At 69.2% G+C, this 25,148-nt stretch carries 20 protein-coding genes, 6 tRNA genes and 3 pseudogenes; 14 read left to right on the forward strand and 15 right to left on the reverse strand.

Features of this window, described 5'->3' with window-relative positions; translation table 11 throughout:
- The 5 genes from ACWDO5_RS23345 to ACWDO5_RS23365 all read right to left on the reverse strand — a co-directional run.
- Window positions 1-1,853, reverse strand: a 1,853-nt coding sequence (locus ACWDO5_RS23345; protein ID WP_450532285.1) for a DEAD/DEAH box helicase, incomplete at its 3' end; no start/stop codon positions are given.
- 205 nt (window positions 1,854-2,058) lie between these two features.
- A complete protein-coding gene (locus tag ACWDO5_RS23350; protein WP_450532286.1) occupies window positions 2,059-2,643 on the reverse strand; it encodes a hypothetical protein in 585 nt (194 codons plus the stop codon).
- Window positions 2,644-2,713: 70 nt separating this feature from the next.
- Window positions 2,714-3,076: a fluoride efflux transporter FluC gene (locus ACWDO5_RS23355; RefSeq protein WP_450532287.1), complete on the reverse strand. Its 363-nt coding sequence runs from the start codon at window positions 3,074-3,076 to the stop codon at window positions 2,714-2,716.
- Entirely contained in the window at window positions 3,073-3,561 is a 489-nt protein-coding gene (crcB, locus tag ACWDO5_RS23360; RefSeq protein WP_450532288.1) for a fluoride efflux transporter CrcB, read from the reverse strand. Before crcB ends, ACWDO5_RS23355 begins: the two co-directional genes overlap by 4 nt.
- Window positions 3,558-3,908: a metallopeptidase family protein gene (locus tag ACWDO5_RS23365; RefSeq protein WP_450532289.1), complete on the reverse strand. Its 351-nt coding sequence runs from the start codon at window positions 3,906-3,908 to the stop codon at window positions 3,558-3,560. The genes crcB and ACWDO5_RS23365 overlap by 4 nt, the downstream gene beginning before the upstream one ends.
- 74 nt (window positions 3,909-3,982) lie before the next feature.
- Between ACWDO5_RS23365 and ACWDO5_RS23370 the strand changes: the two genes are divergently transcribed.
- From ACWDO5_RS23370 to ACWDO5_RS23400, 7 genes are all read left to right on the forward strand, one after another.
- A complete protein-coding gene (locus ACWDO5_RS23370) occupies window positions 3,983-5,536 on the forward strand; it encodes a metallophosphoesterase family protein (RefSeq protein ID WP_450532290.1) in 1,554 nt (517 codons plus the stop codon).
- Window positions 5,537-5,616: 80 nt separating this feature from the next.
- Window positions 5,617-5,689 (forward strand) — tRNA-Glu (locus ACWDO5_RS23375).
- A 39-nt stretch (window positions 5,690-5,728) separates the two neighbouring features.
- Window positions 5,729-5,803 (forward strand) — tRNA-Asp (locus ACWDO5_RS23380).
- Window positions 5,804-5,825: 22 nt separating this feature from the next.
- Window positions 5,826-5,899 (forward strand) — tRNA-Phe (locus ACWDO5_RS23385).
- Between the two features lie 179 nt (window positions 5,900-6,078).
- Entirely contained in the window at window positions 6,079-9,999 is a 3,921-nt protein-coding gene (hrpA, locus tag ACWDO5_RS23390) for an ATP-dependent RNA helicase HrpA (RefSeq protein WP_450532291.1), read from the forward strand.
- 92 nt (window positions 10,000-10,091) lie between these two features.
- Window positions 10,092-10,166: transfer RNA gene (locus ACWDO5_RS23395), tRNA-Asp, on the forward strand.
- A gap of 275 nt (window positions 10,167-10,441) precedes the next feature.
- Window positions 10,442-10,624 carry a DUF6274 family protein gene (locus ACWDO5_RS23400; protein ID WP_450532292.1) on the forward strand — a complete coding sequence of 61 codons (183 nt, stop codon included), beginning with the start codon at window positions 10,442-10,444 and terminating at the stop codon, window positions 10,622-10,624.
- Window positions 10,625-10,946: 322 nt separating this feature from the next.
- Here ACWDO5_RS23400 and bldC read toward each other — a convergent pair whose 3' ends face one another.
- On the reverse strand, window positions 10,947-11,153 hold the full coding sequence (gene bldC, locus ACWDO5_RS23405; protein WP_003949541.1) for a developmental transcriptional regulator BldC: 207 nt from the start codon (window positions 11,151-11,153) through the stop codon (window positions 10,947-10,949).
- 488 nt (window positions 11,154-11,641) lie between these two features.
- Window positions 11,642-12,481, reverse strand: coding sequence for a hypothetical protein (locus ACWDO5_RS23410; RefSeq protein WP_450532293.1), 840 nt, complete (start codon window positions 12,479-12,481; stop codon window positions 11,642-11,644).
- A gap of 186 nt (window positions 12,482-12,667) precedes the next feature.
- Between ACWDO5_RS23410 and ACWDO5_RS23415 the strand changes: the two genes are divergently transcribed.
- A complete protein-coding gene (locus tag ACWDO5_RS23415) occupies window positions 12,668-13,768 on the forward strand; it encodes a Leu/Phe/Val dehydrogenase (protein ID WP_450532294.1) in 1,101 nt (366 codons plus the stop codon).
- A gap of 277 nt (window positions 13,769-14,045) precedes the next feature.
- Window positions 14,046-14,297, forward strand: coding sequence for a DUF3073 domain-containing protein (locus tag ACWDO5_RS23420; protein ID WP_398992536.1), 252 nt, complete (start codon window positions 14,046-14,048; stop codon window positions 14,295-14,297).
- 92 nt (window positions 14,298-14,389) lie between these two features.
- On the opposite strand, the gene purM is transcribed toward ACWDO5_RS23420, so the two are convergent.
- The 8 genes and pseudogenes from purM to purS all read right to left on the reverse strand — a co-directional run bounded on the left by purM (window position 14,390) and on the right by purS (window position 23,320).
- Window positions 14,390-15,460: a phosphoribosylformylglycinamidine cyclo-ligase gene (gene purM, locus ACWDO5_RS23425; RefSeq protein WP_450532295.1), complete on the reverse strand. Its 1,071-nt coding sequence runs from the start codon at window positions 15,458-15,460 to the stop codon at window positions 14,390-14,392.
- 33 nt (window positions 15,461-15,493) lie between these two features.
- Window positions 15,494-17,011 (reverse strand): amidophosphoribosyltransferase, encoded by a 1,518-nt coding sequence (gene purF / locus ACWDO5_RS23430; protein ID WP_450532296.1) that lies wholly within the window; start codon window positions 17,009-17,011, stop codon window positions 15,494-15,496.
- A 632-nt stretch (window positions 17,012-17,643) separates the two neighbouring features.
- Window positions 17,644-18,450, reverse strand: a complete 807-nt coding sequence (locus ACWDO5_RS23435) for an META domain-containing protein (RefSeq protein ID WP_450532297.1) — start codon at window positions 18,448-18,450, stop codon at window positions 17,644-17,646.
- Between the two features lie 71 nt (window positions 18,451-18,521).
- A complete protein-coding gene (locus ACWDO5_RS23440; protein WP_450532298.1) occupies window positions 18,522-19,313 on the reverse strand; it encodes a sterol carrier family protein in 792 nt (263 codons plus the stop codon).
- Window positions 19,314-19,538: 225 nt separating this feature from the next.
- Window positions 19,539-20,044 (reverse strand): annotated as a pseudogene (locus tag ACWDO5_RS23445) (ArsR family transcriptional regulator).
- A 107-nt stretch (window positions 20,045-20,151) separates the two neighbouring features.
- Entirely contained in the window at window positions 20,152-22,401 is a 2,250-nt protein-coding gene (gene purL / locus ACWDO5_RS23450) for a phosphoribosylformylglycinamidine synthase subunit PurL (RefSeq protein WP_450532299.1), read from the reverse strand.
- The gene (gene purQ / locus ACWDO5_RS23455) at window positions 22,398-23,078 is read right to left on the reverse strand and encodes a phosphoribosylformylglycinamidine synthase subunit PurQ (protein ID WP_450532300.1); all 681 of its coding nucleotides are present in this window, start codon (window positions 23,076-23,078) and stop codon (window positions 22,398-22,400) included. The genes purL and purQ overlap by 4 nt, the downstream gene beginning before the upstream one ends.
- Window positions 23,075-23,320, reverse strand: coding sequence for a phosphoribosylformylglycinamidine synthase subunit PurS (gene purS, locus ACWDO5_RS23460; protein ID WP_215092426.1), 246 nt, complete (start codon window positions 23,318-23,320; stop codon window positions 23,075-23,077). Before purS ends, purQ begins: the two co-directional genes overlap by 4 nt.
- A 291-nt stretch (window positions 23,321-23,611) precedes the next feature.
- On the opposite strand from purS, the gene ACWDO5_RS23465 reads away from it, so the two are divergent.
- The 5 genes and pseudogenes from ACWDO5_RS23465 to ACWDO5_RS23485 form a co-directional block, all read left to right on the forward strand.
- Window positions 23,612-23,947, forward strand: coding sequence for a histone-like nucleoid-structuring protein Lsr2 (locus tag ACWDO5_RS23465; protein ID WP_450532301.1), 336 nt, complete (start codon window positions 23,612-23,614; stop codon window positions 23,945-23,947).
- 100 nt (window positions 23,948-24,047) lie between these two features.
- A tRNA-Gly gene (locus ACWDO5_RS23470) sits at window positions 24,048-24,119 on the forward strand.
- A gap of 80 nt (window positions 24,120-24,199) precedes the next feature.
- Window positions 24,200-24,272: transfer RNA gene (locus ACWDO5_RS23475), tRNA-Gly, on the forward strand.
- Between the two features lie 139 nt (window positions 24,273-24,411).
- Window positions 24,412-24,823, forward strand: a pseudogene (locus tag ACWDO5_RS23480) (ATP-binding cassette domain-containing protein); the annotation flags it as partial.
- Window positions 24,759-25,007: pseudogene (locus ACWDO5_RS23485) on the forward strand (ABC transporter permease); the annotation flags it as partial. The pseudogenes ACWDO5_RS23480 and ACWDO5_RS23485, both read left to right, overlap by 65 nt.
- Window positions 25,008-25,148 lie beyond the last annotated feature (141 nt).

A 25,148-nucleotide genomic window follows, 5' to 3' on the forward strand; every position in this document is an offset into this window, starting at 1 on the left:
GAACGGCCACCACGGTCGCCGTCACGACGGTCATTGTCCCGACGGTCGTTGTCGCGGCGGAAACCACCCGACGGACGGTCGTTGTCACGACGGAAACCGCCGCGGTCGTCACGACGCTCGAAGGAACGGCCACCACGGTCGCCGTCACGACGGTCATTGTCCCGACGGTCGTTGTCGCGGCGGAAACCACCCGACGGACGGTCGTTGTCACGACGGAAGCCACCGCGGTCACCCCGGTCGCCACCCCGGCGCTCGAAGTTGCCCCGGTCGTCGCGACGCTCCGTCGCCTGCTCCGGCACCGACGCCGCAGCTGCCGCGGCCTCCACCTCGGCCTCGGCGACAGCCGTCACCTCGGCCACCGCCGTCTCCGGGTCGTCGCCCCGCTCGCGCGCCGCGCGCGCCACCAGGCGGTCGGCCTCCTCGCGGAGTTCGGCCGCACGGCGCTGCACGCGCTCCAGTTGCTTGGTCAGGTCGACGACCTCGCGCTCGGCCTGCTTGGCGGCGTTGTTCGCGGAGTCGGCCTGGACCTCGGTCAGCGATCGCGCGCCGGTGATCTCGGCGACCTCCGGGTCGAACGCGCCCGCTCCGGCCACGATGTGGCGCGAGGCGTCGACGCCCGCGTCCTCCATCAGACGGAAGATCTGGCGGCGCTGGTGCGGCAGCGAGAGGGAGACGACAACACCGGACCGGCCGGCGCGAGCCGTACGGCCCGAACGGTGCAGGTAGTCCTTGTGGTCGCCGGCCGGGTCCACGTTCAGGACCAGGTCGATGCCGTCGACGTGGATGCCGCGGGCGGCGACGTCGGTCGCGACGAGCGCGTTGACGTAGCCCTTCTTGAAGTCCTCGAGGACACGGGTGCGGGCGCCCTGCGTCATGCCGCCGTGCAGCGCGTCGGCCTTCACGCCCGACTCGCACAGCTGCTCCGCGATGCGGTCCGCGCCGAGCTGGGTGCGTACGAAGATGATGGTGCGGCCCTTGCGGGCGGCGATCGCCGCCGTGACCGGCGCCTTGTCCTTCGGCTTCACGACGAGCACGTGGTGCGTCATGGTCGTGACGTTGCCCTGGGCGCTGTCGACCTCGTGGCTGACCGGGTTGGACAGGTAGCGCTTGACGAGCGTGCCGATCTCGTTCTCCATGGTCGCGGAGAAGAGCATGCGCTGGCCGCCGGCCGGCACCTGGTCGAGCAGCTCGGTGACCTCGGGCAGGAAGCCCAGGTCGGACATCTGGTCGGCCTCGTCGAGGATCGCGACCTGGATGTTCTCCAGCGAGCAGGCGCCGCGGTTGATGATGTCGCGCAGCCGGCCCGGCGTGGCGACGAGGATGTCGACGCCGCGCTCGAGCGCGTAGATCTGGTTGCCCATGGACGTACCGCCGCAGACGACCTTCATCTTGAGGCCGAGCACATCGCCGTACGGCTGGAGCGCGTCCGCGACCTGCATCGCGAGCTCACGGGTCGGGGTGAGGATGACGCCGCGGGGCTTCTTCTTGTCGGTGTGGCCGCCGGCCAGGGTGGCGAGCAGCGGAAGGCCGAAGGAGAGGGTCTTGCCGGAGCCAGTGCGGCCGCGGCCCAGGATGTCCTTACCGGCCAGGGCGTCCGGGATGGTCGCGGCCTGGATCGGGAAGGGCGTGGTGACGCCGTTCTGCGCGAGCTTGCGGACGACGCCTTCGGGCAGGCCCAGGTCGGCGAAGGTGACAGTCGGCTCAGCGGCCTCGGTGTCAGCGGCCTCGGTGTCAGCGGCCTCGGTGTCAGCGGCCTCGTCGGACTCGACAGCCTCTACAGCCTCGGCAGCGGAAGCCGCCACGGCCTCGTCGTTCTCGGGCATGACGGCGTGATCAGTACTGAAAGTGGACATGCGAAATGCGAAACCTTCCGGAGTCTCGGCACGCGCCCAAACTCCGTGATTCGCAATTCGACCGCCTTAATGCGGTCAGCCACGGCTAGGGAGAGTACGCGCCACGCGGCGCTCTTCTGTGTCGGCGCCGGGCAATGGGATCAAACGATCTACCACCATACGCACCCTCCCCCACTAAAGGCAAACCTAGTCCAAGTGACCCTGGTTACATGGGTCCCATCTGCGGCGACGCCACCGGTTCCGTACACGTCCCCTCCCAGTCGGCCCCTTGTATTGCCCCCGCGTGCACCTGAGGAGCGGACGACGCCGACGGCGGATCGGACGGCTCGCTCGGCTCTGGCGTCGGACTCACCTGTGGCGGCTCGGACGGCGTCGGCTGCGGCGGCTCTGCGGACGGAGACGCTCCGCCTCCGGTCGGCAGCGGCTCCCCCGGCGGCTTCGGCTGCTGCCCGCCCCGCGTGGGCTTCGCAGCGGGCTTCGGGGAACCGCTCGGGCTCGGCGACGCACCCTCGCCGTCCGCACCCTCCTTGCCGGCCTTGCCCGGCTCGCCCTGCCCACCGCCCGCCTGCCGCCCGCCCGGCGCCGCCCGCCCGCCGTCCGGCTCGGCCACCGCCCCACGCCGGTCCGTGGTGGCACGGGGCGCCGGTTTCCCGCCCTCGTCGTCGCTCACGCTCATACAGCCTGCCGAGGCCGCGACCGCCAGCGAAGCAGCGATCGCGACAGCCAAACGGCCGGGTGCGGACAACTGGCGCACGGGCGGCACCTCCAGGGCACAGGACGCGGGTTTCACTGCCCAACTCCCTGTGCCCCACATGGGACACGCCCCCGCGCCCCACAAGGAACGCGCCCTTGTACTCCTCCTACGCCACGAGCCCGCGCGCCAGTTCCGCGCCCAGGAACACCGATCCGAGCCCCACCAGCAGCGACGCGCCCACATTCGCCGCTGCCAGGAACATCCACCCGCGCTCGGCCAGCCGCAGCGTCTCGTACGAAAACGTCGAGTACGTCGTGAGCGCCCCGCACAGACCCGTACCGAGGAGGGCGTATGTCCCCGAGGTCACCGCCGCCCCCGAGAGCACGCCCAGCACCAGGCTCCCGGCCGCGTTGACCACGAAGGTCCCCCACGGGAACACCGAGTCGTTGCGCGCCTGCACCGCACGGTCCGTCAGATACCGCAGGGGCGCGCCGACCGCGGCGCCCACCACCACCAGCAGCCAGTTCACCGCAGGCCCCCTCTGGCCAGGACCGCCCTGGTCGCCGAGGCCGCAAGCCACACCGCGGCGATCGCACCCGCGACGGTCCCGGCCGCGTACGCCATCGCGGTGTCGGCCTCTTCACGTTCGAGGAGCTCGGAGAAGTCGAGCGCGTACGTCGAGAAGGTCGTGAACCCGCCGAGCACCCCGACTCCGAGGAACGGCCGCACCAGCGGATGCGCGCTCCGGCCGCCCTCGCTGACCAGCGGCATCAGCACGCCGATCAGCGCGCAGCCCAGCACATTGATCCAGAAGGTCGCCCACGGGAACGCGCCCGGCGCCGCGGGCCACAGCACGGAGGCCGCGTACCGCGCCGTCGCCCCCGCCGCGCCGCCGACCGAGATCGCCGCGAGCACCGGCCACTTGTGGCTGCCCGCGGTCTCGGCGCGCTGCGCGGGCACATGCAGATCGACATCCGGATCGATCGGCTCCGGCGGCGTATCCGGACTCGTCACCCGTACCCCAGCGCGTGCAGCCGCTCGTCGTCGATCCCGAAGTGATGGGCGATCTCGTGCACCACGGTGATCTCGGTCTCCGCGACCACGTCCTCGCGGGTCTCGCACATCCGCAGCGCCGGCCCGCGGTAGATGGTGATCCGGTCCGGCAGCACGCCCGCGTACCACTCACCGCGATCGGTGAGCGGAGTCCCCTCGTAGAGCCCGAGCAGCTCGGGGTCGTCGGCGGTGGGCTCGTCCTCGACGAACACCGCGACGTTGTCCATCAGCCGCGTCAGCTCCGGCGGGATCCTGTCCAGCGCTTCGGCGACCAATTCCTCGAACTCCTCGCGCGTCATCTCCAGCACCCGGCCATTGTCACGTACGCGGTGCGACCGGTCGCACCGGCATGGCCGCCCGCCGGGCTGGGCATACGGGACCAATGGCCCGCGAAGCCCCGGAACCGATCCGAGCCGCGCTCACCCGGCTCCAGCGCCACTACCGCTCACGCAGCACCAGCCCCACCAGCGCCCTCGTCCACGCCCCTCACCCTTGGACCCGCGCGCTGGGCCTTGCCGCCGTGGTCCTCCTCGGCGCCTGGCTCGGCCTGCTGATCGTCGGCAGCGTCCGTACGCCGGTCGGCCCAATGGACACGAGCATGACCCTGCGCCCGTCCCTGTCCGGTGGCACAAAGATCAACGTCTCACCGCTGGGCGCCCTGGAGCTCGACTCCCATGTCGCACCCATCCGACTCGACGTCGACGTCGACCAGCTCGACCCGGCCCGTTCCCAGGCCCTGGTCGAGCACCCCGAGCGCCTCTCCGGCCTCCAGGACGAGGTCGCCCACGACGTGACGGCCGGCACCACCGAGCTGGCCGTACGCTCCTGCGTCGCCGTCCTCTCCGGCGCGACCGCCCTCGGCCTCGCCGTCTACCGCCGCCCGCGCCGGGCCCTCGCGGCGGGCGGCCTCGCGCTCGCCCTCCTGACCGCCTCCGGCATCTCCGCGTACGCGACGTGGAACCCGAAGTCCGTCCTGGAGCCGAAGTTCTCCGGACTGCTCTCCAGCGCCCCCTCGGTCGTCGGCAACGCGCGCTCCATCGTCACCGAATTCGACGTCTACCAGCAGGAATTGGCGCGCCTGGTCACCAATGTCACCAAGCTGTACGAGGCGACCTCGACCCTCCCCACCTACCGGCCCGACCCCCGCACGATGCGGGTGCTGCACGTCTCCGACATCCACCTCAACCCGGCGTCGTGGCACATCATCGGCTCGCTCGTCGAGCAGTACGGAATCGACGTGATCATCGACTCCGGCGACACCATGGACCACGGCACCGCCGCCGAGAACGGCTTCCTCGACCCGATCTCCGACCTCGGCGCGCCCTACGTCTGGGTCCGCGGCAACCACGACTCCGGCACGACCCAGGCGTATCTCTCCCGCCTCAAGAACGTGCACGTCCTCGACAACGGCCGGGCCGTCACCGTCGCCGGCCTGCGCATCGCGGGCACCGGCGACCCCCAGTTCACCCCCGACCGCTCGGTCGCCGCCCAGGGCGACCCGGCCGAACGCATGGCGGGCATCCGCCTCGCTTCCGCCCTGCGCGACCAGACCCGCGCGGGCACGCCCGTCGACATCGCGATCGCCCACAATCCGGTCGCGGCCCGCGAGACGGACGGCGAGGTCCCGCTGGTCCTGGCGGGCCATGTCCACCACCGCGAGACAGAGGTGCTCGGACTGGGCACGCGCCTGAAGGTCGAGGGCTCGACGGGCGGCGGGGGCCTGCGCGCGCTGGAGAACGAGAAGCCGGAGAAGGTGCGGGCGTCGGTCCTCTATCTGGACCGTACGACCAGACGGCTGCAGGCGTGGGACGAGATCACGCTGGGCGGCCTGGGCCTGACGACGGCCGAGGTCAGCCGCCATCTCCCGGACGAGAACGCCCCCGGGGCGACCCCGTCCCCGAGCGCTCCCTCCGCGCCCCCCTCCAGCCGCCGGTAAACCGTTTTGGCGATAGCTCCCTGCATCCCATATGCTTCTCACGTCCCCGACGCGCTGCGAAGCGCCCAGGTGGGCCCTTAGCCCTCATCGTCTAGTGGCCCAGGACGCCGCCCTTTCAAGGCGGTAGCACGGGTTCGAATCCCGTTGGGGGCACGCAACACTGTGTGCGAGACTTGCGCTCGCACATTGCTTGGTCCTGTGGAGCAGTTTGGAGTGCTCGCCACCCTGTCAAGGTGGAGGCCGCGGGTTCAAATCCCGTCAGGACCGCTGCGGCTGTCGAAGGCCGCGTGGCTGGGTAGCTCAGTTGGTACGAGCGATCGCCTGAAAAGCGATAGGTCGCCGGTTCGACCCCGGCCCCAGCCACAACCCGAAAGCCCCGGCCCCCACGGACCGGGGCTTTCGCCGTACCGGCAGGTCCCGGCTGAGCGGTACGGACGCGCTCTTACTTCCCGCAGAACCGGACGGATCCGCTCCGTACCCCACCGCTCGTGGTGGAAATGTGTTCGCCAGCGCTTTCCCCGGGGTGAGATCCTGGGATCCGTATGTCTACTTCCTTCGCCGACCTTCAGACCCTGCTGGCCGGGGCGTCCCTGCGCGACGCCCACCGGCTCGGCCGCCGTCTCGAAGGCGCCCGCCGTATCCGTAAGCCCGAGGCGCGGCAGGCCGTGCTCGAGGAGATCGCCGCCGAGGCCGAGCAGTCCGCGGCCCGCACGGCCCGTCGGGCCGGCCGGGTGCCCGGGGTCACGTACCCCGAGCAGCTGCCGGTCAGCCAGCGCAGGGACGAGATCCTCGAGGCGATACGGGACCACCAGGTCGTGATCGTCGCCGGCGAGACCGGCTCGGGCAAGACGACCCAGATCCCGAAGATCTGCCTTGAGCTGGGCCGCGGCGTACGGGGCATGATCGGCCATACGCAGCCGCGAAGGATCGCCGCCCGCACCGTCGCCGAACGTGTCGCGGAGGAGCTCCGCACACCCCTCGGCGAGGCGGTCGGCTGGAAGGTCCGGTTCACGGACCAAGTCGGCGGCGACACCTTCGTCAAGCTGATGACGGACGGCATCCTCCTCGCCGAGATCCAGACGGACCGCGAGCTGCGCGCGTACGACACGATCATCATCGACGAGGCCCACGAGCGGTCCCTCAACATCGACTTCCTGCTCGGCTATCTCGCCCAGCTGCTGCCCAGACGCCCCGACCTCAAGGTGATCATCACCTCCGCCACGATCGACCCGGAGCGCTTCTCCCGCCACTTCGGCGACGCCCCGATCGTCGAGGTCAGCGGCCGTACGTACCCCGTAGAGGTGCGCTACCGCCCCCTCCTCGAGGACGACAGCGAGGAGAGCGACCGCGACCAGATCACCGCCATCTGCGACGCCGTCGAGGAGCTCCAGGGCGAGGGCAAGGGCGACGTCCTCGTCTTCCTCTCCGGCGAGCGCGAGATCCGCGACACCGCGGACGCGCTCAACAAGAAGCAGTACCGCTTCACAGAGGTACTCCCCCTCTACGCACGGCTCTCGCACGCCGAGCAGCACCGCGTCTTCCAGCCGCACACCGGCCGCCGCATCGTCCTCGCCACGAACGTCGCCGAGACCTCGCTGACCGTCCCCGGCATCAAGTACGTGATCGACCCGGGCACTGCCCGTATCTCCCGCTACAGCCACCGCACCAAGGTCCAGCGCCTCCCCATCGAGCGGATCAGCCAAGCCAGCGCCAACCAGCGCAAGGGCCGCTGCGGCCGGACGTCCGACGGTATCTGCATCCGCCTCTACTCCGAGGACGACTTCAACTCCCGTCCCGAGTTCACGGACGCCGAGATCCTTCGCACGAACCTCGCCTCCGTCATCCTCCAGATGACCGCCGCCGGCCTCGGCGACATCGAGAAGTTCCCCTTCATCGACCCGCCGGACCACCGCAATATCCGCGACGGCGTCCAGCTCCTCCAGGAACTGGGCGCGTTCGACCCGGCCCAGAAGGATCCCAAGAAGAAGCTCACGCAGCTCGGCCGCAAGCTCTCCCAGCTCCCGGTCGACCCGCGCCTCGCCCGTATGGTCATCGAGGCCGACAAGAACGGCTGCGTACGCGAGGTCATGGTGATCGCTGCCGCGCTCTCCATCCAGGACCCGCGCGAGCGGCCCGCCGACAAGCAGACGCAGGCCGACCAGCAGCACGCCCGCTTCAAGGACGAGACCTCCGACTTCCTCGCCTTCCTCAGTCTCTGGCGGTACATCCGCGAGCAGCAGAAGGAGCGCGGCTCCTCCAGCTTCCGCCGGATGTGCAAGCAGGAGTATCTGAACTTCCTGCGCATCCGCGAGTGGCAGGACATCTACGCGCAGCTGCGTACCGTCGCCAAGCAGATGGGCATCCACCTCAACGAGGAGGACGCTCCCGAGCAGTCCGTCCACACCTCGCTGCTGGCCGGTCTGCTGTCGCACATCGGCCTGAAGGACACCGACAAGAACGAGTATCTGGGCGCCCGCAGCGCCAAGTTCGCGGTCTTCCCCGGCTCGGCGCTCTTCAAGAAGCCCCCGCGCTTCATCATGTCGGCGGAGCTCGTCGAGACGTCACGGCTGTGGGCCCGCGTCAACGCCAAGGTGGAGCCCGAGTGGATCGAGCCGCTCGCCGGGCATCTGATCAAGCGCACCTACAGCGAGCCGCACTGGGAGAAGGACCAGGCGGCGGTGATGGCGTACGAGCGGGTCACGCTGTACGGCGTGCCGATCGTGGCCCAGCGCAAGGTGAACTACGGACGCATCGACCCCGAGACGTCCCGCGAGCTGTTCATCCGTAACGCGCTGGTCGAGGGCGACTGGCGTACGCACCACAAGTTCTTCGCCGACAACCGCAAACTCCTCACCGAGGTCGAGGAGTTGGAGCACCGGGCGCGGCGCCGCGACATCCTCGTGGACGACGAGACGCTCTTCGACTTCTACGACCAGCGAGTGCCCGAACACGTGGTCTCGGGCGCTCACTTCGACTCCTGGTGGAAGCACGCGCGCCGGGACGAGCCCGAACTCCTCGACTTCGAGCGCGAGATGCTCATCAACGAGAAGGCCGGGCAGGTCACCAAGGACGACTATCCGGACTCCTGGCGGCAGGGCGGGCTGAAGTTCCGGGTGACGTACCAGTTCGAGCCGGGCGCGGACGCGGACGGTGTGACCGTCCACATCCCGCTCCAGGTGCTGAACCAGGTCACGAGCGAGGGCTTCGACTGGCAGATCCCGGGGCTGCGCGAGGAGGTGGTGATGGAGCTGATCCGCTCCCTCCCCAAGCCGATCCGCCGGCACTACGTCCCCGCCCCGAACTATGCGAAGGCGTTCCTGGAGAGGGCTGTGCCGCTCCAGGAGCCGCTGCCCGTCACCCTCGCGCGCGAGCTGCAGCGCATGGTCGGCGTCCCGGTCACGGCGGACGACTTCGATCTGTCCCGGGTTCCCGACCACCTCAAGATCACGTTCCGGATCGTCGACGAGCGCCGCAGGAAGCTCGCGGAGGCCAAGGACCTGGAGGCGCTGAAAGTCCAGCTCAAGCCGGAGGCGCGCCAGGCCCTCTCGAAGGCCGCGGCGGCCGCCACGTCCGGGCCTGCGGGCCAGTCCCTGGAGCGCACCGGCCTCACGGACTGGACGATCGGCACGCTGTCCCGCGTCTTCGAGACGCGCAGGGCCGGCCAGCCGGTCAAGGCGTACCCGGCGCTCGTCGACGCCGGTGAGAGCGTGTCCGTACGCCTCTTCGACACCGAGGCAGAGCAGCAGCAGGCGATGTGGCAGGGCACGCGCAAGCTGATCCTGCTCAACATCCCGGTAAACCCCGCCAAGTTCGCCTCGGACAAGCTCAACAACCAGCAGAAGCTGGCCCTGTCCCGTAATCCGCACGGCTCGATCCAGGCGCTCTTCGAGGACTGCGCCGCGGCTGCGGCGGACAAGCTGATCGCCGACCACGGCGGCCCGGCCTGGGACGAGGAGTCGTTCCGCAAGCTGTACGACAAGGTCCGCGCGGATCTCGTCGACGTGACGGTACGGACGGTGGACCAGGTCCAGCAGATCCTGGCCGCCTGGCAGGCCTGCGAGCGCCGTCTGAAGGCGACGAACAGCCTGACCCTGGTGGCCAACGTCCAGGACGTACGCGAGCAGCTGGCGGCCCTCATGCCGCCCGGCTTCGTCACCATGACCGGCCTGAGGCGGCTGGCGGACCTCATGCGCTATCTGGTCGCGGTGGACCGCCGGCTCCAGCAGATGCCGACGGGCGTCCAGCGCGACACGACGCGCATGGAGAAGGTCCACGAGATGCAGGACGAGTACGCCTGGCTCCTGGAGCAGATGCCGCAGGGCCGCCCGGTCCCGCGGGAGGTTCTGGACATCCGCTGGATGATCGAGGAACTGCGGGTGAGCTACTTCGCGCACGCGCTGGGCACGGCGTACCCGGTCTCGGACAAGCGCATCGTGAAGGCGATCGACGCGGCGGCGCCGTAGCGCGTCCGTCGCCTTGGGTGAGTTCGACCGGAGCATCTGACCTGCTGTACAGTCTTGCTTCGCAGCGCACGGCAAGAAGCGCAGCGAAATCTGGTCCTGTGGAGCAGTTTGGAGTGCTCGCCACCCTGTCAAGGTGGAGGCCGCGGGTTCAAATCCCGTCAGGACCGCAGTGATACGAAGGCCCGCATCCGTCAAGGACGCGGGCCTTCGCCGTGCATGGACACGGCCGCCGGAGGCCGCGCCCGCGGCGGAGCCGCAATCAGACACAGCAAAGGCCGCCAGCACCGCCCGCCCCACCCATGGCCCGCATCATCAAAGACGCGGGCCTTCGCCGTGCATGGACCCTTCAAGGCGGCGGCCTTCCTCATCCGGGCGTCTTGACGGCGTCATCCGCCACCGGTACCCAGTCACTAGGGGACGGCACACACCGGAGGTGACGCGCATGGCGGCGTCCGCAGCGAGGCAACACGAGACCAGGGCGCTGCTGCGCGCCCATCTGAACGCCGCCACGTCCGGCTACCGGCATCTCACCCGTCGCTGCGCCATCTGCCATCGCCTCCAACGGCTCGCCATGGAACCCTCCGCACCCGCCCCAGCCGAGGACGAAGGCCCTATCACCCGGTGACAGGCTCGCCTTTGGCAAGGGCTGTGCGGTGTGACGGGAGTCACCTCACGGGTTTCCCGAACCCGTGGACTTACCACCTCCCTACAACCGGCCAATTTAATATGTGCAATTGCACCACCCCCTGAGCGCCTCCGCGCACCTCCGCCCCACATCCCGAGCCGGCCGCGCACCCCGCCCCCCCCAGGCACAAAAAGATCGCGCTGGACCCGGCGGAGTCCAGCGCGATCGATGACGAAGTCCGTTGGGGCGGACACCCGTCATGTGGAGCTATAGGGGGGCTTGCCGGGATAGGGGTCCCGGAAACGCCCGATCAATGGGGTGTTCAGGCCTCGCTACGCTGCTGCGGAATACCCGCAAGCAGTGCGCGGACCTCTGCCTCGCGATACCGACGATGCCCACCGAGCGTGCGGATGGACGTGAGCTTGCCTGCCTTAGCCCAGCGGGTGACCGTCTTCGGGTCCACGCGGAACATCGTGGCAACCTCAGCCGGGGTCAGCAGCGGCTCTGCATCAGGGGTGCGAGCGGTCATGAGCGGCCTCCTCGGGAGAACCGAACCATCTCGGTTCTTTCCTCTAAATTCTGCACCTTGACCCGCGTTGCCCGAAATGGCGGACGCGGGTCGAGTCGGTTATAGGACGAACGGCTTGTCCTCGGCACTACAACTACACCATCTGTCCAGCCACGTCGGCCAAACCGACGGAATTGCCCTCCGAGGTGTTCATCAGCGGCGGAAGTCCGATGGACCATGCCATAACGGACAGTCACGCCACAGTGACGATCAGTCACAGTGGCGATCGGGGGTCATCAAACCCCCCATAGAGAGCAATGCCGAGTGTTCCGCCCGTAGTTGGACGGAAGGAGCCCTCCCTGGGCCCCTTGTCCTATTTTGACACGACGGTAGGTGATAGACGCAAGAGCCCAGTAAGTTACGTCCGTCACGCTTGAGACAAAGGCCCGGATCGGGCCCTACGTCCTGGACCGATGGCCTCAATGATCCTCAATGACCAACAGAACCGCTCAGTTCGCGAACTGAAGGTCCCTCACAGCCCGCCAGCGCTCCACCAGACGGGCGTACGCCTCGCCCGCGCCCTCGCCGTCCCCGTCCCGCAGCGCCGCGATCCCCGCGGCCAGATCCGCCGCCGAGCGGTCCTCGGCGAGCTGCGGTCCGGTAAGAGCGTGCACCAGGCCGCCGTAGTCGAGCTCGACCAGGGAGCGCGGATGGAACTCCTCCAGCCACCGCCCCACGTCCACCAGGCTCTCGGTCAGCTGCCCCTCCTCGATCGTCTCTCTCAGCGTCTTCAGTGCGCGGGCCACCCGCCGCCTGGCCTGCACCATCGGCGTCCGGTAGCGCAGCAGGGCCGCCGCGGGCCCCGCCGGCTCGTACTCGCGCTCGTCGTCCGAGAAAAGCACGAACCAGCGCACCGGCACCTGCCAGACCGACGTACGGATCCAGGGCCGCGCGTCCGGGTTGCGCTCGCGCCACTGCCCGTAGTCCGCGGCCGCCTGCCCGCGCACCACCGGCGGCAGCGCCGCGTCGAGGAGGGCTGTGGGCAACAGCTCCGCCAGCTCCTCCAGCGCCAGCCAGCCGCGCAGCCTGGTGCGCCACGGACAGACGCACACGACTCCGTCCACCTCCGTGACAAAGGCGTCGCCACTCTCGTGGACCGGCACCGGGACCGGCGGGGTGGGCAGCAAATCGGCCAGCGAGCGGCGCAGTTCGTCCTGCGCGGTGGGAGTGTGCTCCCGGCGGGCGTAGCGGGCCCAGTGGCTCCGCTCCGGCTCGGGAAAGGCCGCCAGCGGCTCGTACACCCGCAGGTAGGCCGCGTAAGGGACGAGGACCGAGGACAACGCTGGCATGCCGCAAATCCTTCCACGCCCGTACTCCGCCAGGGGGTGATCCTCAGCACTGCGTCGGATCTACGCACGCGTAGGATTTACCCTCGTGCCGAAACTTAAGGCTTCCCCACCCTTCCCCTGCCACAAGCGACGGGGAGACCCCAAGGAAGTCCTTCCTCCGCCGCTTCGTACTTGGGAGTCACCACCGTGACCGATGTGACCGGCACGCCTATCGATGTACTGCACACCCTGTTCCGATCGGACCAGGGAGGACACGAGCAAGTCGTGCTGTGCCAGGACCGCGCCTCCGGCCTGAAGGCCGTCATCGCCATCCACTCCACCGCCCTGGGCCCGGCCCTGGGCGGCACCCGCTTCTACCCGTACGCCACCGAGGAAGAGGCCGTCGCGGACGCGCTGAACCTGTCCCGGGGCATGTCGTACAAGAACGCCATGGCCGGTCTCGATCACGGCGGCGGCAAGGCCGTGATCATCGGTGACCCGGCGAAGATCGAAGCCCGTCAGAGAACAGAGCTGCTGCTCGCCTACGGCCGGTTCGTGGACTCCCTCGGCGGCCGCTATGTGACGGCCTGCGACGTCGGCACGTACGTGGCGGACATGGACGTCGTGGCCCGCGAGACGCGCTGGGCCACCGGCCGCTCCCCCGAGAACGGCGGCGCCGGCGACTCGTCGGTCCTGACGGCCTACGGCGTCTTCCAGGGCATGCGGGCCTCTGCCCAGCACCTGTGGGGCGACCCGACGCTGCGCGGCCGCAAGGTCGGCATCGCGGGCGTCGGCAAGGTCGGACACCACCTGGTCGAGCACCTGCTGCAGGACGCCGCCGAGGTCGTGATCACGGATGTGCGCGAGGAGTCCGTACGCCGGATCCTCGACAGGCACCCGCAGGTCACAGCGGTTGCGGACACGGACGCCCTGATCCGTACGGAGGGCCTGGACGTCTACGCCCCGTGCGCGCTCGGCGGCGCGCTGAACGACCACTCCGTGCCCGTGGTCACCGCGAAGGTGGTGTGCGGCGCCGCCAACAACCAGCTCGCGCACCCGGGCGTCGAGAAGGACATCGCGGACCGCGGAATCCTCTACGCCCCCGACTATGTGGTGAACGCCGGCGGAGTCATCCAGGTCGCCGACGAGCTGCACGGCTTCGACTTCGACCGCTGCAAGGCGAAGGCGGCGAAGATCTTCGACACCACGCTGGCAATATTCGCTCGTGCGAAGGAAGACGGGATTCCGCCGGCCGCGGCCGCGGACCGGATCGCCGAGCAGCGGATGGCGGAGGCCCGCGGCCACTGACCTCGCAGGCCCTGGCCCGCCGACTGGGAGACAAGACTCACCCCGGTCGGCGGGTCGACTGCCGAGAAGGGGTTAAAATCGCAGTTGACCAGCGAGGACAGGGCTCCTCGCGGGTTCTGTGAAGTGGCGCGTCATGCGGGCGGCGTACCGTATGGCCGCGGAAGCAGGTACCGTTGAAGCCCTACGGGCCGGTCTCTCCACGGAGAGCCCGTTCCGAATCATGAACGCGTGTCAAGACTCTGGGGCCGTCGAGCCCCGTCACCGAGGGGGTCGAGCCATGGGGCGCGGCCGGGCCAAGGCCAAGCAGACAAAGGTCGCCCGCCAGCTGAAGTACAACAGCGGCGGGACTGACCTGTCGCGTCTGGCCAACGAGCTGGGCGCTTCGACTTCGAGTCAGCCTCCGAACGGCGAGCCGTTCGAGGACGACGACGAGGAAGACGACCCGTACGCACAGTACGCGGATCTGTACAACGACGACGAGGACGAGGACGACGAGTCCGGTCCGTCGTCACAGCGCCGCGGCGCTTGACGTTGCACTAGGCCGTTGCACTAGGCACACACCGACCCGGTCCGGGGCTCGCCTCCGGACCGGTTTCTGTGCTGTTCAGCTTGTGACTGTGCCTAATGTGAATACGTGCCCGTGAGGGTCGCGCCCGTCGCGCGGTCGCCGCGGTCCGTGATCTCTCCCGCGACCCAGGCGTCGACGCCGCGGTCCGCGAGCGTGGTCAGTGCCGCGTCCACCGACTCCTCGGGGACGACGGCGATCATGCCCACGCCCATGTTGAGGGTCTTCTCCAGCTCGAGACGCTCGACCTGGCCGGCCTTGCCGACGAGGTCGAAGACAGCGCCGGGGGTCCAGGTCGAACGGTCGACGACCGCGTGCAGATTGTCCGGAATGACCCGGGCGAGGTTGTTGGCAAGACCGCCGCCGGTGATGTGGCTGAAAGCGTGCACCTCGGTGGTCCGGGTGAGCGCCAGGCAGTCCAGCGAGTAGATCTTGGTGGGCTCGAGCAGTTCCTCGCCGAGGGTGCGCCCGAACTCCGCCACCTGCTGGTCCAGCGCCATGTTCGCGCGGTCGAAGAGCACGTGACGTACGAGCGAGTACCCGTTGGAGTGAAGGCCCGAGGACGCCATGGCGATGACCACGTCACCCGTACGGATACGATCCGCGCCCAGCAGCCGGTCGGCCTCGACCACGCCCGTACCGGCGCCGGCGACGTCGAAGTCGTCCTCACCGAGGAGCCCGGGGTGCTCGGCGGTCTCGCCGCCGACCAGCGCGCAGCCGGCCAGCACACAGCCCTCGGCGATGCCCTTGACGATGGCGGCGACGCGCTCCGGGTGAACCTTGCCGACACAGATGTAGTCGGTCATGAAGAGCGGCTCGGCCCCGCAGACGACGAGATCGTCGACGACCATGCCGACGAGGTCGTGGCCGATCGTGTCGTACACGCCCATCCGGCGAGCGAGGTCGACCTTCGTGCCGACGCCGTCCGTGGCCGAGGCGAGCAGGGGGCGCTCGTAACGCTTGAGGGCGGAGGCGTCGAAGAGACCGGCGAAGCCGCCGAGACCGCCGAGGACCTCGGGGCGCTGCGTCTTCTTCACCCACTCCTTCATCAGCTCGACGGCGCGGTCACCCGCCTCGATGTCGACACCTGCTGACGCGTAGCTGGCACCGGTGGACTCAGCAGACATGGCCAAGAACTTTCGTGTCGTAAAACGGGGGCGTTACGGGCGACGGAGCGCGTCGGCGGCATCGGCGCCGCCGGCCAACTCGGTCTCCAGAAGCTGCTTGCCGAGCAGTTCGGGATCGGGCAGATCCATCGGGTACTCGCCGTCGAAGCAGGCGCGGCAGAGATTCGGCTTGGCGATGGTGGTCGCCTCGATCATGCCGTCGATGGAGATGTACGAGAGTGAGTCGGCGCCCAGCGAGGTGCCGATCTCCTCGATCGTCATGCCGTTGGCGATCAGCTCGGCGCGGGTCGCGAAGTCGATGCCGAAGAAGCAGGGCCACTTCACCGGGGGGGACGAGATCCGGATGTGGACCTCGGCGGCGCCGGCCTCGCGGAGCATCTTGACCAGGGCGCGCTGGGTGTTGCCGCGGACGATCGAGTCGTCGACGACGACCAGGCGCTTGCCCCGGATGACTTCCTTGAGGGGGTTCAGCTTGAGGCGGATGCCGAGCTGGCGGATGGTCTGGGAGGGCTGGATGAAGGTGCGGCCGACGTAGGCGTTCTTCACCAGACCGGAGCCGTAGGGGATTCCACTGGCTTCGGCGTAGCCGATGGCGGCGGGGGTGCCGGACTCCGGCGTCGCTATCACCAGATCCGCGTCGACCGGGGCTTCCTTGGCGAGCCTGCGTCCCATCTCCACACGGGAGAGATAGACGTTCCGGCCGGCGATGTCCGTGTCGGGGCGGGCGAGGTAGACGTACTCGAAGACACAGCCCTTGGGCTTCGCTTCCGCGAAGCGGGAGGTGCGGATGCCGTTCTCGTCGATGGCGATGAGCTCGCCCGGCTCGATCTCGCGGACGAAGCTGGCGCCGCAGATGTCGAGCGCGGCGGACTCGCTCGCGACGACCCAGCCGCGTTCGAGGCGGCCGAGGACGAGGGGGCGGATGCCCTGGGGGTCGCGGGCGGCGTACAGGGTGCCCTCGTCCATGAAGACGAGGGAGAACGCGCCCTTGACCTCCGGGAGCACCTTGGCCGCGGCCGCTTCTATGGTGAGCGGCTTGCCGTCGTCGTCGACCTGGCCCGCGAGGAGCGCGGTGACCAGATCGGTGTCGTTGGTGGCGGCGACCTGGGTGGCCCGGCCGTTCTCCTTGGGGAGCGCGGCGACCATTTCGGCGAGCTGGGCGGTATTGACCAGGTTTCCGTTGTGGCCGAGCGCGATGGAGCCGTGGGCGGTGGCCCGGAAGGTCGGCTGTGCGTTCTCCCACACGGAGGCGCCCGTGGTCGAGTAGCGGGCGTGACCGACCGCGATGTGGCCCTGGAGGGAGCCGAGAGATGTCTCGTCGAAGACCTGGGAGACCAGGCCCATGTCCTTGAATACGAGGATCTGGGAGCCGTTGCTCACCGCGATTCCCGCGGATTCCTGACCTCGATGTTGGAGGGCGTATAGCCCGAAGTAAGAGAGCTTCGCGACCTCTTCGCCCGGGGCCCAGACACCGAAGACGCCGCAAGCGTCCTGGGGGCCTTTCTCACCGGGGAGCAGGTCGTGGTTGAGTCGTCCGTCACCACGTGGCACGGCACCGAGTGTAGGCGAGATCGACCACTGGTCCGAATTGGGGATGCGTGGGTGGGGTCGGCGGGGGTGTGGGCGGGGGCCCGAACGGGCGCTGGGCCTGCGGATCGGCGTCCTGACGGGCCTCCGGACGGGCGTCCACACTGCGGGACGACGTTGGCAGGTACGCGCCCGGGGGACAGGTTCCTGGGCCGGCAGCAGCTCACCGCGGGGTCGCTGACAGTCGTCGGAACGGACTCCCCCCACCCGCCCTTGAGATCCGGTGGTTCGGGGCACCCCTGGCTCCCTGCGGGGCGCAGCTTCGGGCCGCGGGGCTCGGTAGCCGGGTGGCTCGACATCACGCCGGCGGGCCCGACGGATCCGCCCGCACCGGGCAGGCTTCGCGCCGGGGGGGGCGGGATGGCTCCGTTCACCAGGCGGGACTTCGCACCGGGCTGCGCCCGCGGCGGCAGCTTCGCGCCGCGGTGTGCGAGGCGGCTCCGAGTCGCGCGGGCCCCATGGCCGCGGCAGCTTCGAACCGCGGGGGCTCCTGGCGGCGGTGGAGCCGGGCCGGCTCGCCGAACTCGGGCGGCGTGGGAGAGGACCGACGCCCGGGCCGCTCCCCTACCCCGGCCTGATCACTACCCCCCGCCTGATCACTTCGCCGGCGCCGCCGTCGCGGCCAGTCCCTTGCCGTCCGCCGCGGTGAGGGACAGCCCGCGGTGCTGCAGTTTGTACGTCACCTTGCCGTCGAGGACCTTGAGCAGGTGGCTCTCCAGCGTCATCGCCGTGCCCGTGCACATTTTCCGCGTGGTGGCGAGGCGGTCGAAGGTGATCGCGGAGCCGGAGATCTTCGCGGTGGTCGTGAAGGTGTTGCAGCCGAGGTTGCCGCGTACGGAACCGTCCTTGCCGAAGGTCAGATACGCGTTCTTCTCCGTGCCGGGGGGCAGCGAGGAGGCGGTCTCGCCGGAGAGGAGGGAGTTCACGGTCCACTTGGTGCCGACCAGCGGCGCCGGGCGCTCGGAGGTGAGGGCGATGGAGTCGCCCTTCTCGGTGGTCAGCGTGAGCTTCTCGTCGGCGACCTTCGCCTTGAGCTTGCCGGAGAAGGCCGCCCGCAGCGCGTCCTCGAAGCCCTGGATGTCCTTGGCGCAGCCCATCTCGGTCATCTCGCCCGGGCCGACGGTGATCGTGTCACCGTCGACCTTGACGTCCGCGCCGAAGTGGTTGCAGCCGTAGTTGCCCTGGGCGCGGCCCTTGCTGGTGATCTCGACGTGCGCGCCGTCCGGGGCCGCGGACTTCTTGCCGTCGACGGTCACGCTGGCGACGGACCAGTGGACGCCGGTGAGGGGCAGATCGGTCGTGACCGATCCGTCACCGCCGGCACCGGATCCCGATTCCGTGCCGCAGGCGGCGAGCGCGAGGAGGGCCAGGGCGGTGACAGGAATGCTCAGCTGGTTGCGCATATCGATGGGACGGGGGTGGCGGAGCTCTGGTTCCCCCGGTTCCCTCCGTTGCCCCGGCCGGAACGCCGCCGTCAGCCCAGGATCGGGAGCAGCCCCGAAAGGTCGGCGCGCTCGCCGCTCGCGCTGACCTTCGCCGCCTCGACGGCCTTCGCCCATCCCGTACGCCCGGTGGCGAGGCGGATCCAGGTCAGCGGGTCGGTCTCGACGGTATTGGGCGGGGTGCCACGGGTGTGCCGCGGCCCCTCGACGCACTGCACGACTGCGAACGGCGGCACCCGCATCTCGACCGACCCGCCGGGCGCCTTCACCGCGAGGGCGTCGGCGAGCAGCCTGGTGCAGGCGGCGAGCGCCTGCCGGTCGTACGGGATGTCGAGGCCGGTCGCCTCGCTCAAGTCGTCGGTGTGCACGACGAGTTCGACGGTGCGGGTGACGAGATAGTCGCCGAGCCGCATCGCGCCTACGCGGGTGCCGACGAGCCGGTCGCCGGAGGCGGCGGGCAGCAACTCGGCGAGCCGGGCGGCGGTTTGCGCGTACAACTCCGGCGGCTGCGCGCTCGCCGCGATCTCCTTGGTGTCGTCAGAGACGTTCCTGGCGTGCGCGACCGTCGCGAACGGCCAGTCCAGCAGCTCGACTTCGAGCGTGGCCGGCGCGGGCTGCTCAAGACAGTCGCCGACCGCGCCGACCGCCATGGTGATGTGCCCGGCCAGATCGCGCACGGTCCAGTCCCCGAGCCGGGTGGGGCGGTCGAGCTGCTCGGGCGTGAGGGCGCCGACCGCCTGCTGAACGTGGGCGAACTGGGTGAGGACGGCGGTACGGATCTTGGCGAGGTCGTAGGCGCGGGTGCGCTTCTTGGCCGGTGGCATGGGACCGACATTAAGGGTTGGGTACGACAGCGGCCGTGCGGGCTGAGCGCCGGCAGGCAGCGCTCACGCCATGCCTGACCGGCGGCGGCGGGGGTGGAAAGGGCCCGGTGCACGCGGGCGGAGGTGCGCAGCTGCCGCGGGTACCAGGCAGGCCACGATGCAGCAGCGGTAGAAGATCATGAGCGCCTTAGGGACGGACATACGTGTTCCCCCTTGGCGATTACGTCAGTGCGGGCGGGCGGCGGCCAGCCCCACGAGCAACGGCACCACCGATGCCCGGCACCTCGTAGCGGCCGCGGCTCGGCGTGTGCAGCCAGCCCGCACCGGTCAGCCCGCGCAGATGGTGGTAGGTCTGGCCCGTCGTGCCGAGCCCTTCGAGCTCGGTCAGTTCGGCAGCCGTACGCCGGCCGCCGAGGATCTCGCGCAGCAGCTGCAGCCGTACGGCGCTGCCGAGCGCCGCGACGGACTCCGCGGTCTGCTCCCAGTCGGCGGCGAGCAGGCCGTCCGTGAGCGCCCCGTACTGCCACTCGTACCGCTCATGCGTGGGCAGTCTCACGGACCCCGTGAACAGCACACCGCCGTCCGGCACATTCGCCCCGGCGAGCTGCAGCTTGAGTCCTTCCAGTGCCCAGAAGCCGCCCTTTCCCAGCTTCGGCGCCCTCGGCTGGTCCCGCGCTCTCCAGCGCCGCGAACCGGCGCTCCAGCTCGGCGACGCGCTCCTCCAGTTCAATGCTCTGATCTACGTAGTTACGTCATCACGCACAAGGGGGAAACGGCTGAGCCCCCACCCCGGCAGGGGGCAGGGGCTCAGCCGGCAGTGCGCCGATCCAGCAACGCGTCAGACCAGCAGACCAGGAATGGTCTCCTCGTGCGCCGTACGCAGCTGAGTCAGCGGGATGCTGAACTCGCCCTGGAGCACGACCTCTTCCCCGTCCACCACACCGATGCGCGTCACCGGCAGCCCTCGCGCCCCGCACATGTCGTTGAAGCGGAGCTCCTCGCTGCGCGGCACCGAGACGACCGCGCGCCCCGCCGACTCGCTGAACAGGAAGGTGAAAGCGTCCAGACCGTCCGGCACGATCAGCCGCGCGCCCGTCCCGCCGCGCATGCACGACTCGACGACCGCCTGGATCAGACCACCGTCCGACAGGTCGTGCGCCGCGTCGATCATGCCGTCGCGGGATGCGGAGATCAGGATCTCGCCGAGCAGCTTCTCGCGGTCCAGGTCCACGGCCGGCGGCAGTCCGCCGAGGTGGTCGTGGATCACCTGGGACCAGGCCGAGCCGCCGAACTCCTCACGCGTGTCGCCCAGCAGGTAGAGGAGCTGGCCCTCTTCCTTGAAGGCGATCGGCGTACGGCGGTTGACGTCGTCGATCACACCGAGGACCGCCACGACCGGCGTCGGGTGGATGGCGACCTCGCCGGTCTGGTTGTAGAGCGAGACATTGCCGCCCGTGACCGGGGTGCCCAGCTGGAGGCAGCCGTCCGCGAGACCGCGCGTGGCCTCCGCGAACTGCCACATGACATCCGGGTCCTCGGGCGAGCCGAAGTTCAGGCAGTCCGAGATGGCGAGCGGCTTGGCGCCGGATGCGGCGACATTGCGGTACGCCTCCGCCAGCGCGAGCTGCGCGCCCGTGTACGGGTCGAGCTTCGCGTACCGGCCATTGCCGTCGGTCGCCATGGCCACGCCCAGGTTCGACTCCTCGTCGATCCGGATCATGCCCGCGTCCTCGGGCTGGGCCAGCACGGTGTTGCCCTGCACGAAACGGTCGTACTGGTCGGTGATCCAGGACTTCGACGCCTGGTTCGGCGAGGAGACCAGGGCGAGGACCTGCTCACGCAGCTCGTCGGAGCTCGCCGGCCGGGGAAGCTTGTTCGCGTCGTCGGCCTGGAGCGCGTCCTGCCACTCGGGACGGGCGTAGGGACGCTCGTACACCGGGCCCTCGTGGGCAACGGTCCGCGGCGGGACGTCGACGATCTGCTCGCCGTGCCAGAAGATCTCCAAACGCTCGCCGTGGGTCACCTCACCGATGACGGTGGCGATGACGTCCCACTTCTCGCAGATCTCCAGGAAGCGTTCGACCTTGTCGGGCTCGACGATCGCGCACATTCGCTCCTGCGACTCGCTCATGAGGATTTCCTCGGGCGAGAGGCTCGCGTCACGCAGCGGGACGGTGTCGAGCTCGACGCGCATGCCGCCGGAGCCGGCGCTCGCCAGCTCGCTCGTCGCGCAGGACAGGCCCGCGCCGCCGAGGTCCTGGATGCCCGCGACCAGCTTCTCCTTGAAGATCTCGAGCGTGCACTCGATGAGGAGCTTCTCCTGGAAGGGGTCGCCGACCTGGACGGCGGGGCGCTTGGCGGGACCCGTCGAATCGAACGTCTCGCTCGCCAGGACCGAGACGCCGCCGATGCCGTCGCCGCCCGTGCGGGCGCCGTACAGGATGACCTTGTTACCCGGACCCGAGGCCTGCGCGAGGTGGATGTCCTCGTGCCTCATCACGCCGATGCAGCCCGCGTTGACCAGGGGGTTGCCCTGGTAGCAGGCGTCGAAGACGACCTCGCCGCCGATGTTCGGCAGGCCGAGGCAGTTGCCGTAGCCGCCGATGCCCGCGACGACGCCCGGCAGGACGCGCTTGGTGTCGGGGTGGTCGGCAGCGCCGAAGCGCAGCGGGTCGACGACCGCGACCGGGCGGGCGCCCATGGCGAGGATGTCGCGGACGATGCCGCCGACGCCGGTGGCAGCGCCCTGGTAGGGCTCGATGTACGACGGGTGGTTGTGCGACTCGACCTTGAAGGTGACCGCGTACCCCTGGCCGACGTCCACGACGCCCGCGTTCTCGCCGATGCCGACGAGCATCGCGTCGTTCTCCGGGACCTTCTCGCCGAACTGGCTGAGGTGGACCTTGCTGCTCTTGTACGAGCAGTGCTCGGACCACATCACGGAGTACATGGCGAGCTCGGCGCCGGTGGGACGGCGGCCGAGGATCTCGCGGATGCGCTCGTACTCGTCCTGCTTGAGACCGAGCTCGGCCCAGGGCTGCTCGACGTCCGGGGTCTCGGCCGCGTGCTTGACCGTATCCAGGCTCATGCGGTGACCAGCTTCTTGAGGATCGAGGTGAAGAAACCGAGGCCGTCGGTGCGGCCCGTGCCGATCAGAGGCTCGACGGCGTGCTCCGGGTGCGGCATCAGGCCTACGACATTGCCCGCGGCGTTGGTGATGCCGGCGATGTCGCGCAGCGAACCGTTCGGGTTGAAGTCCAGATAGCGGAAGGCGACCCGGCCCTCGGCCTCCAGCTCGTCGAGCGTGCGCTCGTCGGCGACGTACCGCCCGTCCATGTTCTTGAGCGGGATCGAGATCTCCTGGCCGGCGGTGTAGTCCGCGGTCCAGGCCGTCTCGCTCGTCTCCACCCGCAGTTTCTGCTCACGGCAGATGAAGTGCAGATGGTTGTTCTGGAGCATGGCGCCCGGCAGCAGATGCGACTCGGTGAGGATCTGGAAGCCGTTGCAGATGCCGAGAACCGGCATCCCGGCCTTCGCCTGGTCGATGATCGTTTCCATCACCGGCGAGAACCGGGAGATGGCTCCGGCCCGCAGATAGTCGCCGTAGGAGAAACCTCCGGCGAGCACCACGGCGTCGACCTGCTTGAGGTCCTTGTCGCGGTGCCAGAGCGAGACCGGCTCGGCGCCCGCGAGACGTACGGCGCGCAGGCTGTCCCGGTCGTCGAGCGTGCCGGGGAATGTGACGACTCCGATACGAGAGGTCACGACTCCACCTTCACGACGAAGTCCTCGATGACGGTGTTGGCGAGAAACGTTTCGGCCATCTCATGGATGCGGGCGAGGGCGGCGTCGTCGACCGGCCCCTCCACCTCCAGCTCAAAGCGCTTTCCCTGACGTACGTCCGCGATTCCGTCGAATCCGAGACGCGGCAGTGCACGCTGTACTGCCTGTCCCTGGGGGTCGAGGATCTCGGGCTTGAGCATGACGTCGACTACGACGCGTGCCACGGGCACTCCCGGTGGTGTGTTGCGAGGGCGGTTCCCTCAGCGTACCCGCCCGAAAAATCTACGCGGGTAGATATCGGGAGAACCCGCGGCAAAAATCCGGGGAAAATATCCAGCCGCCCATTGCCCCGGACACGCGCATGTAATTGGCTGGGCTTCACAATGCGCCGTCTGTCGCTGTACAAAGGAATACAGAGGAAAGCAGCATTGCCCCTCAGCATCCGCAAAGTCGGTATCGCCACATGTCACAACAGCATGTCAAACCGGTGATACCGCAGGAAAGGACCGATATCCGTGGCTCAGCGAGTAGTGGTCACGCTCTCCGACGACATGGACGGCGGAGAAGCGGCGGAAACGGTCGCGTTCGCCCTGGACGGGAAGTCGTACGAGATCGACCTCAATCCCTCCAATGCAAAGAAACTGCGCAAGGCCCTGGCCCCGTACGTGGCGGCCGGCCGGAAGCAGACAAACGCCGGGAAGCGTGACAAGTCCCGCGTCACCTACAGGCACACCTCGCTCGAGCCCGCCCCGGCGGCCGTTCGTGCTTGGGCGCTGTCCAACAAGATGGACGTGCCGGCCCGCGGCCGAATCCCCAAGCGGGTCTACGAGGCCTTCCGCCAAGCCAGTTGAGGGGCACGAGCGGATCCGAGTTGCGCTGCACCCCTGCCGGTCGGCTAGAGTCTGGAGCACGCCGAGGGGCGAGGCCACAAGGCCCCACCTCACGCAGCGTGCGGGTGTAGTTCAGTAGTAGAACATCCCCCTTCCAGGGGGAAGGCGCAGTGTGCAATTCCTGTCACCCGCTCTGCATCGCTTTACGGGCCACTGATGTGGATCGGGTAGAGTGGTGGACGCACCACCCAGTGAGAGCTGAGTGGCAGCAATGCGGACGTGGCTCAGTTGGTAGAGCATCACCTTGCCAAGGTGAGGGTCGCGAGTTCGAATCTCGTCGTCCGCTCAGAGAAGAAGGCCCTGGTCGAATCGACCGGGGCCTTCGTCGTATGCGCTGGACAGGTGTGGGCTCCGATGACATTTGTCATCGGAGCCGGTGACAGCACGCACTGCCCGTCGTTCGTGGTCGGCGGAAGCCTTAAGTCATGACCAGCGACGAGTACATGATCGAGGCGGAGGGGCTGCGGCGGACCTACGCCGGTGGCTTCGACCAGTGACCGAGATCTCCTTCTCCGTGGCGCGCGGCGAGATCTTCGCCCTGCTCGGGACCAATGGCGCGGGCAAGACCTCCACGGTCGAACTGCTGGAGGGTCTCGCCGCCCCGACGACGGGCGGGTGTGGGTACTCGGCCACGATCCCTGCCGCGAGCGCGCCGCCGTCCGGCCCCGGATCGGCGTGATGCTCCAGGAGGGCGGCTTCCCCTCCGACCTGACCGTTGCCGAGACCGCCCGGATGTGGGCGGGGTGCACCAGCGGGGCACGCCCCACGGGGGAGGCGCCGTACAGGCGAGGTGCCGGACCGCGAGATCCTCGTCGGGACGGCGCTGCCCGCCGCCGGTCTCGCGCTCGCGCAGTGCGTGCTGCTGGTGGTGGCGGGGGTCGCGTTCCTGCGCCTGGGGGTGCCGGAGCGGCCCGAACTGCTCGTGTCGGGTGTGGTGTTGGGGATGGTGCTGCTGACGGCACTGGCGGCGGTGACGTCCGCGGTGACCCGGACCGTGGAGAGCGCGCAGATCACCACTATGTCGCCCAGGCGGCCTCGGGCACCGAGGCCCTCGCCATGGCGAGGGTGAACTCCGTGAACATCGTCGGCATCGGGAACGCCGCAGTCGGCAACTCCTCATCCAACGCCCCCGGCAAGCCGCCCGTCCGGCCGCGGCCCGCCA

The organism is Streptomyces sp. NPDC000880, assembly GCF_053599675.1.

Excerpts from the sequence above, each read along its gene's own strand:
- ACWDO5_RS23370 (WP_450532290.1), top strand. The coding sequence starts at position 3,983 with ATGGCCCGCGAAGCCCCGGAACCGATCCGAGCCGCGCTCACCCGGCTC.
- hrpA (WP_450532291.1), top strand. The coding sequence starts at position 6,079 with ATGTCTACTTCCTTCGCCGACCTTCAGACCCTGCTGGCCGGGGCGTCC.
- ACWDO5_RS23400 (WP_450532292.1), top strand. The coding sequence starts at position 10,442 with ATGGCGGCGTCCGCAGCGAGGCAACACGAGACCAGGGCGCTGCTGCGC.
- bldC (WP_003949541.1), bottom strand. The coding sequence starts at position 11,153 with ATGACCGCTCGCACCCCTGATGCAGAGCCGCTGCTGACCCCGGCTGAG.
- ACWDO5_RS23410 (WP_450532293.1), bottom strand. The coding sequence starts at position 12,481 with ATGCCAGCGTTGTCCTCGGTCCTCGTCCCTTACGCGGCCTACCTGCGG.
- ACWDO5_RS23420 (WP_398992536.1), top strand. The coding sequence starts at position 14,046 with ATGGGGCGCGGCCGGGCCAAGGCCAAGCAGACAAAGGTCGCCCGCCAG.
- purM (WP_450532295.1), bottom strand. The coding sequence starts at position 15,460 with ATGTCTGCTGAGTCCACCGGTGCCAGCTACGCGTCAGCAGGTGTCGAC.
- ACWDO5_RS23435 (WP_450532297.1), bottom strand. The coding sequence starts at position 18,450 with ATGCGCAACCAGCTGAGCATTCCTGTCACCGCCCTGGCCCTCCTCGCG.
- ACWDO5_RS23440 (WP_450532298.1), bottom strand. The coding sequence starts at position 19,313 with ATGCCACCGGCCAAGAAGCGCACCCGCGCCTACGACCTCGCCAAGATC.
- purL (WP_450532299.1), bottom strand. The coding sequence starts at position 22,401 with ATGAGCCTGGATACGGTCAAGCACGCGGCCGAGACCCCGGACGTCGAG.